Annotated in this window: 12 protein-coding genes; all 12 read left to right on the top strand. The window is 41.6% G+C overall.

The features are described 5' to 3' along the window. Nucleotides 1-51: 51 nt before the first annotated feature. Genes flhA through QMA00_RS00245 form a run of 12 tightly spaced genes read left to right on the top strand, consistent with a single transcriptional unit; the run spans nucleotide 52 to nucleotide 13,131 of the window. On the top strand, nucleotides 52-2,160 hold the full coding sequence (flhA, locus tag QMA00_RS00300) for a flagellar biosynthesis protein FlhA (RefSeq protein ID WP_214551940.1): 2,109 nt from the start codon (nucleotides 52-54) through the stop codon (nucleotides 2,158-2,160). 21 nt (nucleotides 2,161-2,181) lie between these two features. Beyond that, nucleotides 2,182-3,672 (top strand): flagellar biosynthesis protein FlhF, encoded by a 1,491-nt coding sequence (gene flhF / locus QMA00_RS00295; RefSeq protein WP_290155416.1) that lies wholly within the window; start codon nucleotides 2,182-2,184, stop codon nucleotides 3,670-3,672. After that, a complete protein-coding gene (locus QMA00_RS00290) occupies nucleotides 3,665-4,525 on the top strand; it encodes a MinD/ParA family protein (RefSeq protein ID WP_036981759.1) in 861 nt (286 codons plus the stop codon). Before flhF ends, QMA00_RS00290 begins: the two co-directional genes overlap by 8 nt. Before the next feature lie 26 nt (nucleotides 4,526-4,551). Next, the gene (locus QMA00_RS00285; RefSeq protein ID WP_248473661.1) at nucleotides 4,552-5,262 is read left to right on the top strand and encodes an RNA polymerase sigma factor FliA; all 711 of its coding nucleotides are present in this window, start codon (nucleotides 4,552-4,554) and stop codon (nucleotides 5,260-5,262) included. A 40-nt stretch (nucleotides 5,263-5,302) separates the two neighbouring features. Beyond that, complete coding sequence (gene cheY, locus QMA00_RS00280) at nucleotides 5,303-5,686, top strand: chemotaxis response regulator CheY (RefSeq protein ID WP_036981761.1); 384 nt, start codon at nucleotides 5,303-5,305, stop codon at nucleotides 5,684-5,686. Between the two features lie 16 nt (nucleotides 5,687-5,702). Then, nucleotides 5,703-6,470, top strand: coding sequence for a protein phosphatase CheZ (locus tag QMA00_RS00275; protein ID WP_069438702.1), 768 nt, complete (start codon nucleotides 5,703-5,705; stop codon nucleotides 6,468-6,470). A 14-nt stretch (nucleotides 6,471-6,484) separates the two neighbouring features. Next, nucleotides 6,485-8,692: a chemotaxis protein CheA gene (locus QMA00_RS00270; protein WP_290155413.1), complete on the top strand. Its 2,208-nt coding sequence runs from the start codon at nucleotides 6,485-6,487 to the stop codon at nucleotides 8,690-8,692. A 53-nt stretch (nucleotides 8,693-8,745) separates the two neighbouring features. Then, a complete protein-coding gene (locus QMA00_RS00265) occupies nucleotides 8,746-9,897 on the top strand; it encodes a chemotaxis response regulator protein-glutamate methylesterase (protein ID WP_138563548.1) in 1,152 nt (383 codons plus the stop codon). Next, nucleotides 9,890-10,654 (top strand): flagellar motor protein, encoded by a 765-nt coding sequence (locus QMA00_RS00260; protein WP_028833993.1) that lies wholly within the window; start codon nucleotides 9,890-9,892, stop codon nucleotides 10,652-10,654. The genes QMA00_RS00265 and QMA00_RS00260 overlap by 8 nt, the downstream gene beginning before the upstream one ends. A gap of 5 nt (nucleotides 10,655-10,659) precedes the next feature. Further along, nucleotides 10,660-11,622 carry a flagellar motor protein MotB gene (locus QMA00_RS00255; protein ID WP_262976052.1) on the top strand — a complete coding sequence of 321 codons (963 nt, stop codon included), beginning with the start codon at nucleotides 10,660-10,662 and terminating at the stop codon, nucleotides 11,620-11,622. A 12-nt stretch (nucleotides 11,623-11,634) separates the two neighbouring features. Then, nucleotides 11,635-12,405: a ParA family protein gene (locus QMA00_RS00250; protein WP_008112222.1), complete on the top strand. Its 771-nt coding sequence runs from the start codon at nucleotides 11,635-11,637 to the stop codon at nucleotides 12,403-12,405. A 3-nt stretch (nucleotides 12,406-12,408) separates the two neighbouring features. Beyond that, on the top strand, nucleotides 12,409-13,131 hold the full coding sequence (locus tag QMA00_RS00245; RefSeq protein ID WP_290155409.1) for a chemotaxis protein CheW: 723 nt from the start codon (nucleotides 12,409-12,411) through the stop codon (nucleotides 13,129-13,131). Nucleotides 13,132-13,141 lie beyond the last annotated feature (10 nt).

Below are 13,141 nucleotides of genomic sequence, written 5' to 3'. Positions count from 1 at the left end.
AATAGTTATTGCAATTTCAGCGTAGTGTCAATTTTTTGAAATTGTAGAGTTATGGAATTTAAAGCGGTATTACAACAACTTAATAAAGATAAAAAAGAATATGCAAAAGGCGTTGGTACACCGCTTTTGGTGTTGGCTGCGCTGGGCATGGTTATTTTACCCCTGCCTCCATTTCTGCTTGATATATTATTTTCGTTTAATATCGCGCTTGCGTTAGTTGTATTACTGGTCACTGTATACACCATGAAACCGCTTGAGTTTGGGATGTTCCCAGCGGTGCTGTTAATTGCAACCATAATGCGCTTAGCACTTAATGTAGCCAGTACTCGGGTGGTACTACTTGAGGGTCATAACGGTGGTGATGCTGCTGGTAAAGTCATTGAAGCATTTGGCTCGGTGGTGATTGGTGGTAATTACGCCGTGGGTTTAGTGGTGTTTTTAATTCTGATCATCATTAACTTTGTGGTAATTACCAAAGGTGCAGGACGTATTTCAGAAGTATCAGCGCGTTTTACTCTAGATGCTATGCCAGGTAAGCAAATGGCCATAGATGCAGATATGAATGCTGGCTTTATTAGTGCGGAGCAAGCCAGAGAGCGTCGTGATGAAGTAACCCGTGAAGCTGACTTTTATGGTTCTATGGATGGAGCTAGTAAATTTGTAAAAGGCGATGCTATTGCTGGCATAGTCATTTTAGTGATCAATATTGTAGGTGGTTTATTTGTTGGCATGATCCAGCATGACTTGAGCTTTTCACGTGCTATGGAAGTGTACACACTATTAACCATTGGTGATGGCTTGGTAGCGCAATTACCTTCATTACTACTTTCAATTGGTACTGCGATTGTTGTAACCCGTCAAAATGAATCGCACAATATGGGCGATCAGTTTAAGAAGCAATTAGGTAACGAAAAGTCATTATTTATTGCCTCTGGTATCCTCATCACTATGGGTTTAGTCCCGGGTATGCCGCATATTGCATTTTTAAGTTTAGGGGCGCTTTTAGGTTACCTTGCATACTACACCCAGCAAAACAAACTTAAATTGGCGGCTGCTGAGGCCGAAGAAGCTGAAAATGCAGCCTCAGGTACCGGGATTGCGGCTAAACAAGAACAAAAAGAACTAGGTTGGGATGATGTTCAACAAGTTGATGTTATTGGCTTAGAAGTAGGTTATCGATTAATTCCTTTGGTTGACCAATCACAAGGTGGTGAGCTGTTAAACCGTATTAAAGGAGTGCGTAAAAAACTATCTCAAGAGCTGGGTTTTTTAGTACCGCCTGTACATATTCGCGACAACCTTGAACTCGACCCAAATGCATATCGCATCACCATGATGGGTGTATCAAGTGGTGAGGGGGAGCTTAAACACGGCGATGAACTAGCAATTAACCCTGGCCAAGTATTTGGCCCGCTCAAAGGCATTGAAACTAAAGATCCTGCGTTTGGTTTAGATGCAGTTTGGATAAAACCTGATCAAAAAGATGAAGCACAGTCTTTAGGTTACACCGTAGTTGATTCAGCAACCGTTGTGGCCACTCATATTAGTCAGTTACTCACTAATAGCGCCGCATTATTACTCGGACATGAAGAAGTACAAAACTTATTAGATATGTTAGGTAAAAGTCACCCTCGCTTAGTTGAAGGGCTAGTACCTGAGGTATTACCACTAACCACCATCGTTAAAGTGCTACAAAACTTATTAAATGAAGGGGTAGCAATACGAGATATGCGCTCAATTGTTCAAACCCTTGTTGAGTATGGCCCTCGTAGCCAAGACCCTGATGTATTAACGGCTGCAGTGAGAATATCGTTGCGTAGATTAATCGTTCAAGATGCTGTTGGTATGTCTTCTGAAATCCCTGTCATAACCTTGGCGCCTGAGTTGGAACAGATGTTGCATCAGTCACTTCAAAATGCAGGTGATGAAGGTGCCGGAATAGAACCAGGGCTTGCTGATAGACTTCAAACATCATTAAATGAAGCGCATCAAAATCAAGAAATGGCCGGTGAACCTTCAATATTGCTAACGTCAGGAATGTTACGCACTGTGTTATCTCGATTTGTTAAATACACCATTCCAGGATTGCGGGTGATGTCTTATCAAGAGATACCAGATGAAAGACAGATCAAGATTGTCAGCTCTGTAGGCCAACAATAAGATTTTAAAGGGGTTTGAATTATGAAAATTAAACGTTTTTTTGCTAAAGACATGCGCACTGCACTAAAAGAAGTCAAAGAAGAGTTGGGTGTTGATGCGGTTATTATGTCAAATAAAAAACTAGCTAATGGCGTTGAAATTGTTGCTGCAGTTGATTACGACAAAGCAGCGACAAAACCGCCAGAGCAGCCTCAAAGCCAACCTGCTGCAAGCGCTTCATTTGCACATACTGAGCAAAGTTCACATAATTTTGTTAAACCAGAACCGCAACGCGCTCAACCTAAGCCACAAGCAAAGGTTGCAGATAGCCTACAAGCTTTACTAGAGCGTCAGTCTCCACGTCCTCGTTCAGCAGAGCTTGCTTCAATGTTTTCACACTCTGGTATTGACACATCTGGCCACTATCAAGAACAAGAGCTTGTGCAATCACGACCTAAAAATATGTTTGAACGTGAACAAAGCGCGCCAGTGCGTCCTCGTACTCAAGCTGATAGCTTAGGTTTTGACGACTTAGACAGTGGCTTTGACGATTTAGATTCACCTAGCGCACCGGATCAGCAAACAATGCATAAAGAATCCAGTGACATTAGCACAATGCGTGAAGAAATGAACGCAATTCGCCAACTATTAGAGCACCAAGTATCAGGTTTAATGCAGCAAGATATGGCACGTCGCGATCCAACCCGTGCATGCATGATTGACCGTTTAGTGGGTATGGGGATAGATAAAGAGGTTGCTGAGCAAATGGCATGCTTTGTACCCGACGATGTATCTCGCCAACAAGGTTGGAAAGCCTTATTGAATATGGTTGAAGATCAAATGCAAACCACTAACAACGAAATTCTTCGCCAAGGTGGTGTTTATGCACTAGTAGGCCCAACAGGGGTAGGTAAAACCACCACAGTTGCAAAACTGGCAGCATTGGGTGCACAAAAATACGGTGCCGATAAAGTAGCGCTTATTACGACTGATACCTACCGTATTGGTGCTTATGAGCAGCTAGCAACGTATGGTCGTATTATAGGTTGTGGCGTTAAACAAGTTAAAGATGCAAATGAATTAGCAGAAGTTTTATATCATTTACGAAATAAACGTCTAGTTTTAATTGATACAGCGGGAATGAGTCAACGTGATTTACGCTTAACCGAGCAGTTAAACACCTTGATGCGTAATCAGCGTGTTGATATACGTAGTTATTTAGTATTAAGTGCGACGGCGCAAATTAATGTATTGCAAGAAACAGTAAGGCACTTTAAAAAAGTACAGCTAAGTGGATGTATTTTTACTAAACTTGATGAGTCATTGAGTTTAGGTGAGATTATTAGTATTGCGATTCAAAATCGTCTCCCAATAGGGTATCTTACTAACGGTCAGCGAGTACCAGAAGATATTAGAGTGGCAAATGCCGAAAAACTAGTAAAAAAAGCTGAGCAATTGTATTTAAAAAGAATAAAAGCACAACAATCACGACACCAATCAGTGGCGTCGAGCACAGTAGAGATGTATGATTAACACAGTTTTAGATCAAGCAAGCGGCCTTCGCAAAATGAGCAAGAATAATAATAACGGCGTAAAAGTTATCGCTGTCACCGGCGGCAAAGGTGGAGTGGGTAAAACGAACGTATCCCTTAATACAGCAATCGCGTTAGGCCAACAAGGCAAACGTGTGCTTGTACTAGATGCTGATTTAGGATTAGCGAATTGTGATGTGATGCTTGGACTGCGCGTTGAGCGTAATTTATCTCATGTTTTATCGGGCGAATGTGAACTTGATGATATTTTAGTCGAAGGTCCCGCAGGCATAAAAATAGTGCCTGCAACATCGGGTTCGCAAAGTATGGTTGAGTTATCACCCTCAGAGCACGCTGGACTTATTCGTGCATTTAGTGAACTTAACACCGACTTTGATATTTTAATTGTTGATACCGCTGCGGGTATTTCCGATATGGTGCTGAGTTTTTCTCGCGCAGCGCAAGATGTGCTTGTGGTGGTATGTGATGAGCCTACATCAATTACCGATGCCTATGCTTTAATTAAAGTACTTAGCCGTGAGCACGGCGTTTATAAATTTAAAATTGTTGCCAATATGGTGCGCAGTTTACGCGAAGGGCAGGAATTGTTTGCAAAACTTTCAAAGGTTACCGACCGATTTTTAGATATATCAATGGAGTTGGTTGCAACGGTTCCATATGATGAAAATATGCGCAAATCAACGCGCCGCCAAAAAGTAATTGTTGAGATTTTTCCTGGGTCGCCTGCTGCAATTGCTTTTAAAACACTGGCTACAAAAATTGCTAAGTGGCCAACACCTAGCCAAGCCTCGGGTCATTTAGAGTTTTTCATTGAGAAACTAGTTAGTAACTAACAATGACAATACCGGTGAATAGAGTTATGGGATATCAGTCAACACAGAATTTAAATATGATTGTTGAAAAGCATGCCTCATTAGTCAAAAAAGTGGCGTGCCATTTAATTGCTCGTTTACCGGCCAGTGTGCAGCTAGATGATTTAATTCAATCGGGTATGATTGGTTTAATTGAAGCTTCAAAAAACTTTGATCCAAGCAAAGGTGCAAGTTTTGAAACCTTCGCCGGTATTCGTATTCGTGGTGCGATGATAGACGAAATGCGCCGAGGCGATTGGGTTCCACGTTCAGTTCACAGAAAAAGCCGTTTGGTTGCAGAGACTATTGTTGCGCTTGAGAACAGTTTAAACCGTGAACCTAAAGATAGTGAAGTTGCTGAAAAACTTGAAATTTCGCTAAATGAGTACCATCATATTTTAAACGATGTAAATGTAAGCAAAGTGTTAGGCATTGAAGACCTTGGTATAGATGACGATGTGATTACACCCCATGGCCAAGATTTAGCACTAGACAAACCGTTCAATAATGTTAAAAATGAACGGTTTAATGAGTCTTTACTCAGTGCAATAAAGTCGTTACCGGAGAAAGATGCAATGGTGCTTTCTTTGTACTATAACGATGAGATGAATTTAAAAGAAATTGGACATATACTCGATGTAAGTGAATCGCGTGTAAGTCAGATACATGGTCAGGCGATGATTAAGCTTAAAGCAAAAATCAATGACTGGATAAACTAGAAGTAAGTAAATAAAGGTTCAGGCCTCACTGGAGGATGTTTTGGATAAAAACATTAAAATTCTTGTTGTTGATGATTTCTCAACAATGAGACGTATTATTAAAAATCTGTTGCGCGATTTAGGTTTTACCAATGTTCAAGAAGCAGATGACGGGTCAACTGCTTTGCCTATGTTGCAAAATCAAGCGTTTGATTTTGTTGTAACAGATTGGAATATGCCAGGCATGCAAGGTATTGATCTTTTAAGGGCAATTCGAGCTGATGAAAAATTAAAGCATATTCCTGTTTTAATGGTTACAGCAGAAGCTAAAAAAGAACAAATAATTGCTGCGGCCCAAGCAGGTGTTAATGGTTATATTGTTAAACCATTTACTGCAAGTACATTGAAAACTAAATTAGAAAAAGTGTTCGAACGTTTAGGTTAATGAGAGGGAGAGGCTTATGTCAGCACCTGCTGCGCCTCAGATTACTTTAGAACAAGCTCGCCAGTTAGTTGTTTTTTTAGAAAATGGTGAGCAAGATAAAGCGAATCAGTTAATTTTAGAAACAGCTTCACAAGAGCAATCACATTTATTTGCTGAGGTGGGAAAGTTGACGCGTCAACTGCACGAAGCTTTAAAAAGTTTCGAGTTAGACACGCGTTTAACAGACATTACCACTGATGCCATCCCTGACGCAAAAAAACGCCTTAACTATGTCATGGAAATGACAGAAAACGCAGCCAATAAGACAATGGATGCGGTTGAAGCAAGCTTACCATTAGCACAAGAAATCGCTGACGAAATAGCTGATATCAAGCCAACGTGGGATCGTTTAATGAACCGCGAAATAGAGCTTGGTGAGTTTAAATCACTTTGCCATAGTATTGATAAGTTTATGAGCAGTTCTCATCACAAAACCGATGAGTTACAAATGCTGATGACTAATGTGCTGATGGCTCAAGACTATCAAGATTTAACCGGTCAGGTTATTCGCCGTGTTATTGAACTTGTCCGTGAAGTTGAAGAAAGTTTAATTCACCTTTTAACTGCATTTGCAGCGCAAGGTGGTGAGGTTGAACCAACTGAACAACCAGAAAAAATAGAAGATCCCATTGTTGCACAAACACTAGCAGGTCCCGAAGGGCCTATTATTGATAAAGAATCGCGTAATGATGTTGTATCTGATCAAGATGAAGTTGATGATCTATTATCAAGTTTGGGCTTCTAATAGGGGAGTACTGCATGAGCTTTGAAGTCGATGAAGATATTTTACAAGACTTTTTAGTAGAGGCCGGAGAAATCCTTGAGCTTTTATCTGAACAGTTAGTAGAACTGGAAAACAACCCAGATGATACTGAGCTACTAAACGCAATATTTCGCGGTTTCCACACTGTAAAGGGTGGCGCTGGCTTTTTGGCTATGACAGAGCTTGTTGATGCATGTCATGGTGCTGAAAATGTGTTTGATTTACTGCGCCAAGGTGTAAGAACAGTTAACTCTGAATTAATGGATGTGATTTTACAAGCACTGGACACCATTAATGAAATGTTTGCCACGATTAAAAATCGTGACCAGCCAGAGCCTGCGGATCCAGAATTACTTGCTGTACTTCACAAACTTGGGCAGCCACCGACAGCAGAAGAGCTTGCCGGCGATTCTGTGGTTGAAGATATAGCTTCTGTGGAAACTCCATCGGTAGAGCCTGAACCAGTTGCAGAGCAACCGAGCAACGATGCTAAAGAAGACCCGTTTGCTTTTGATGAATTATTTAGCGGCCCAGATAGCAGCAGTACTGAGTCTCAGGTTGATGAAATAACCGAAGACGAATTCGAAAGCCTACTTGATGAACTTCATGGAAAAGGGCAAGCCCCACAAGAAAAACAATCATCATCAAGTGATAATGATGTCAGTGGTGATATAACTGACGATGAATTCGAAAGCCTACTTGATGAACTTCATGGTGTAGGCAGCTTTGGCGAAGTGAGCCAAGCAACCTCAAGTACACCACAACAAACACCATCAGCTCCTGTGGCTCCACCAAGTAACGAGCAAAGCTCGGGCGATAATGAAATAAGTGACGACGAGTTTGAAGCGTTACTTGATGAGCTTCATGGTAAAGGTGCACCTAAATCGATAGAAACACCGGCTCCTGTAAGTAAACCAGAACCTGTAGTCGAGAATAAACCTGCGCCTGCTGCGACACCAAAGCCACAGCCTAAACCAGAGCCAGCTAAGCCGGCTTCTGCGGCACAAGCAGCTCCCGCTAAAAAAGCAGCGCCTCCACCGGCAGAAACAACGGTACGAGTTGATACCAAACGCTTAGACCAAATAATGAACATGGTAGGTGAACTGGTACTTGTGCGAAATCGTTTGGTAAGTCTAGCGACTAACTCTGATAGCGAGGCCATGGGTAAAGCAATTTCTAATTTAGATGTAGTGACAGCTGATATCCAAGGTGCGGTAATGCAAACACGAATGCAGCCAATTAAAAAAGTGTTTGGCCGTTTCCCCCGTGTAGTACGAGATTTAGCACGAACGCTGCAAAAAGATATTAATTTATTACTTGTTGGTGAAGACACCGATTTAGATAAAAATTTAGTGGAAGCATTGGCAGATCCACTCGTGCATTTAGTGCGCAACTCAGTGGATCATGGTATTGAAATGCCAGATGTTCGTGAAGCATCGGGTAAACCTAGAACCGGTACTGTTACTTTATCAGCGTCTCAGCAAGGCGACCATATCCTGCTTACCATCCAAGATGATGGTGCCGGTATGGATGCTGAAAAGCTTAAAAAGATTGCGATTAGTAAAGGGGTGCTTGATCACGACCAAGCGAGTCGTCTTTCTGATACTGAAGCGTATAACCTTATTTTTGCACCTGGTTTTTCAACTAAAGAAGAGATCTCAGATATTTCTGGCCGTGGTGTTGGTATGGATGTGGTTAAAACAAAAATCACTCAGCTCAATGGCTCGGTTAACATAAAATCAGAAATGGGCGTAGGGACTACTTTAGAGATTAAAGTACCACTGACACTGGCAATACTGCCTACCTTAATGGTAGTGGTAGGCGAACAAACCTTTGCGTTGCCGCTGGCGGGTGTAAGTGAAATATTCCACTTAGATTTAACAAAAACTAATGTGGTTGATGGCCAGCTAACGATTATTGTTCGTAAAAAATCGATTCCGTTATTCTACCTTGAACATTGGCTCATAAAAGGGGCCGATAGAGGTCAGCGAAAAGCACAAGGTCATGTGGTTATTGTACAAATAGGAACTCAAAAAGTGGGTTTCGTTGTTGACTCGCTTATTGGTCAAGAGGAAGTGGTAATTAAGCCTTTAGACGCATTACTTCAAGGTACGCCTGGTATGGCAGGTGCAACAATCACCTCTGATGGCGGCATTGCACTGATATTAGATGTGCCAAGTATGTTAAAGCATTACGCTGGATAATTAAAAGTAGGCATATATTTTATGCCTACCCATTCATTGAATAAGAGAGCGAAATGGCTGTTAAAGTTTTAGTAGTTGATGATTCAAGCTTTTTTCGCCGCAGAGTGAGTGAAATTCTTGAACAAGACAGCGGCATTGAAGTTATTGGTTTCGCTGTAAATGGTCGAGAAGCTGTCGATAAAACAGCTCAATTACGACCTGACGTGATCACCATGGATGTTGAAATGCCGGTGCTTGATGGTATTAGTGCTGTGAAAGAGATCATGGCGAGTAACCCAACTCCTATTTTAATGTTCTCCTCGTTAACACGCGCAGGCGCATCTGCCACCTTAGATGCACTTGATGCCGGCGCGATGGACTTTTTACCGAAAAAGTTTGAAGATATTGCTCGTAATAACGATGATGCAATTAAGTTATTGCAAAATAAGGTTAAGGAAATGGGCCGCCAGCGTATTGGAAGAATTACGAGAACGGCCCCATCTCCAAGTATTAGTAAACCAGCGTCAAACAGCTCTGAGCGCTTTTCTAACCTTGCTAAAAAGCCGATAGTTCAACCTGATCGTAGCTTTAATAATGCGAGTCCTGCACCTACTAGCAGCAGTGCCTCAGCGCGTGCCAGTGGTAAGCAGTATCAGTTAGTTGCTATTGGTACATCCACAGGTGGGCCGGTTGCACTGCAAACTATTTTGACGCAATTACCTGCTAATTTTCCACACCCTATTTTACTTATACAGCATATGCCTGCTGCATTTACCCCGGCCTTTGCTACTCGCTTAGATGGCTTGTGTAAGATTAAGGTAAAAGAAGCGCAGCAAGGTGATAGATTGCAACCTGGGTGCGCTTATTTAGCGCCAGGTGGCCAGCAAATGATGGTAGAAGGACGTGCCTCTAATAGAACCCTTCGTGTGTTTGAAGATAAAAATGAACGAGTAAACTATAAACCAAGTGTTGATATTACCTTTGCCAGTGCGGCCAAAGCGTATCAAGGAGATGTACTTGCCATTATTTTGACAGGCATGGGTGCAGATGGTCGTGATGGTGCTCGCATGCTTAAGCAAACTGGCGCTACAATTTGGGCTCAGGATGAAAAAAGCTGTGTTGTCTATGGTATGCCTCAGGCGATAGCCAGTGCAGGTTTAGCAAGCGAAAGCATTAGCCTTCATGATGTGGCTGCACGCTTAAAAAGAGAGGTTGGCTGTGGATAAGCTTTCTGTTTTAGGATTACTGGTTGCATTAGGTGCTATTGCAATCGGTTATTCTTTAGAGGGAGGTGTGGTATCTGCGCTGTTTAATGGGCCTGCACTAATTATTGTATTAGGTGGTACATTAGGTGCGGTGATGCTACAAACATCAGCCAATACATTTAAAAAAATGCTTAGTATTACTCATTGGGTTTTTGTTACCGACGACCATGATATTGAAGATGCTATTGAGCAAGTAAAACGTTGGTCGCATAAAGCCCGTCAAGAAGGGTATTTAGCATTAGAAAACGAAGCACTTGCGCATTCAGATCCCTATGCCGCCAAAGGACTGAGTTTATTAGTTGATGGCTGTTCAGAGCAAAAACTACGCGATACCCTCGAGATTGACTTATTACTTGAGCGAGAACGATTACTTGAGGCTAGCCGGGTATATGAAGCAATGGGTGGGTATAGCCCAACTATTGGTATTTTAGGTGCGGTACTTGGGCTTATTCAAGCCATGTCATTTATTAACGATCCTGAGCAGTTAGGAACGGGTATTGCCACCGCGTTCATTGCAACTATATATGGTGTTGGTTTGGCTAATTTATTATTTTTACCTATGGCCAATAAGCTAAAGCAACGGGTTGAACAAAAGATGCTTTATCACGAAATGTTAGCGGAAGGTGTAATTGCTATTAGCCAAGGTGAGAGCCCTATTAATATTGAACTAAAGCTTGAAGCCTACCGCGTTGAACGTCCAATTTTACAGGCCCATTAGCGCCTATGTTACGCCGTCGCTTACGTCATCACCAATTAAAGAGCCAACATACTGAGCGTTGGTTAGTTTCTTATGCGGATTATATGACCATAATGTTTGCATTTTTTGTTGTATTGTATGCAATTGCGATAAACAAAGAAGACAACATCAAGGTTTTATCTGATTCTCTTGAGCATGTTTTTGATAAGTCTGCAAAACAATATTCTCAGCAGGGTAACGGGGTAAATGGTGATGCTTTATTGCTTGAAAGGGTGACCCCTGAGGCTGAAATACTCTATGGCGAAAGTATTCAAGAGCAAGAGCAAGGCCCAATGTTACTCGATGGTCAAAGTGACAATAGCAATATTAGTCAACGCCACTTAGGTAAGCCGCTGGATAGTTTATTGGCTAAATTACAATCGTCGCTGATTGATGAGATAAGCAGTGGCGAGGCTAGCTTAGAACTAAGCCAAGACTGGTTGGTTATTGAGCTCAATTCCGGATTGTTGTTTGCCAGTGGTAGTGCTGTTGCACATAACAAGGCCAAAGAGATTGTAAAAAAAATTGAAGCAATCATCGCATCAGTCGATAACTATATAAGAGTACGCGGGTATACAGATAACGAAACCATACGAAATGAAATATTTCGTTCTAATTGGGAGTTATCAGTGGCGCGTGCAACCTCAATATTGGTTGAGCTAGAGCGTTTGGGCATTGAATCCGCGCGCATGGCCATTGAGGGGTATGGCCAATACTCGCCCTTTGCCGATAATAATACCGAAGCTGGGCGTGCTGAAAACCGTAAAGTCGTGATTGCACTTTCTAAATATGGTTTAGCACCAGAGCCCTCTGATAAACAAACGAAATCATCAATTTCAGTATCAGAGCAAAGTCAGCCAGAAATTGAGCTACCTGCCCAAGACGATACAATAAAAATAATCCGTTTAGAGCATGGTGGCATCCGTGTTACCACGCGCAACGAACAGTAATTAGGATGTAATGTGAAAGTTTGGACAGTAGCCAATCAAAAAGGGGGAGTAGGCAAAACCACTACAGCGGTTAGCCTTGCAGGGATCCTTGCGCTTCAAGGCAAGCGTGTGTTATTGATTGATACAGATCCTCATGCTTCACTAACCTATTACTTTGGTATTGATTCAGAAGATTTAGAGGTCAGTGTTTACGATATTTTTACTCGCGGCTCGAGTATGAAAAGTGAAGAAATACTGCAAGCATTATGCCCCTCAACAATTGAAAACCTAGATATTTTACCTGCAACTATGGCGATCGCGACACTTGACCGTAGCATGGGTAATAAAACGGGAATGGGCCTGATTTTAAAAAAAACACTGGCTAAAATTAGCGAGTATTACGATTACGCAATTTTAGATTGCCCACCTGTTTTAGGTGTGCTGATGGTCAATGCGCTTGCCGCCTGTGAAAGAGTGTTAGTGCCGGTGCAAACTGAGTTCTTGGCGCTTAAAGGGCTCGATAGAATGATGCGTACTATGGAGTTAATGCAAACCTCTCAAGCGAAAAGCTATGAATATACTATAATTCCAACTATGTATGATAAACGAACCAAAGCATCGCTTGAGGCCTATAAAACATTACAAGAAACATATAAAGAAAAAGTATGGCCAGGCGTTATTCCTGTTGATACTAAATTTAGAGATGCAAGTTTAGCGCAAAAAGTACCGGTAGATTTTTGCCCAAATGCGCGTGGAGTCTATGCTTATAAAGCATTACTTAAATATTTAATAAAACAAGGTTAATAAATGAGTAAGCAATTATTTGCTAATGAAAAAGTAGTCACTCAGTACTTAGGGGCGTTATTATCTGATGACGAACCAACAAAAGACCTTGAGCCTGTTGCTAAACTGCTTGAGCAGGTAACGTATGAAGAGCAAAAAGAACAACCAGTAATAGTTGAGCCTGTTGTTGAAGTTGAAAAGCTCAATAAGCAAGTATCGAATGTAGAAATTGACACCCACCAAGAGCAACACGTCGTGCCTGAGCAAGAGGTGGTTGTAGGTGGTGAAGCTGACTACTTTGATGGTGAGTTTCAAGCGCTGTTTTTTGAAGTGGCAGGGCTTACTTTAGCGGTGCCGCTAAAAGCCTTAGGTGGCATTCATGAGCTTGGAGAAGTAAATCATTTATTTGGCAAGCCTAAGTGGTTTAAAGGGGTTATGATAAACCGAGAAGAAAAGCTCAATGTTGTTGATACCGCTCGCTGGGTTATGCCTGAAAAGTACGATGAGCAGTTAGAGGCATCTTTAAATTATCAATATCTCATCACTTTAGGTGATAGCCAATGGGGTTTATTAGCAGAAAAACTAATAAATAACATTACATTGAGTAAAGAAGATGTAAAATGGCGTACAAATAACAGTAAGCGCCCATGGCTTGCTGGAGTAATTAAAGAAAAAATGTGTGCTTTAATAGATGTTAATAATTTAAACGGACTATTAGAGAAAGGCTTAGATAGCCGTCACAAGTAATGACCATTAC

It is taken from the genome of Pseudoalteromonas sp. APC 3694, from assembly GCF_030407565.1.
Taxonomy (GTDB): domain Bacteria; phylum Pseudomonadota; class Gammaproteobacteria; order Enterobacterales; family Alteromonadaceae; genus Pseudoalteromonas; species Pseudoalteromonas tetraodonis.
Note: the sequence above shows the minus strand (reverse complement) of the source record. Positions and strands in the feature narration are given on the sequence as shown.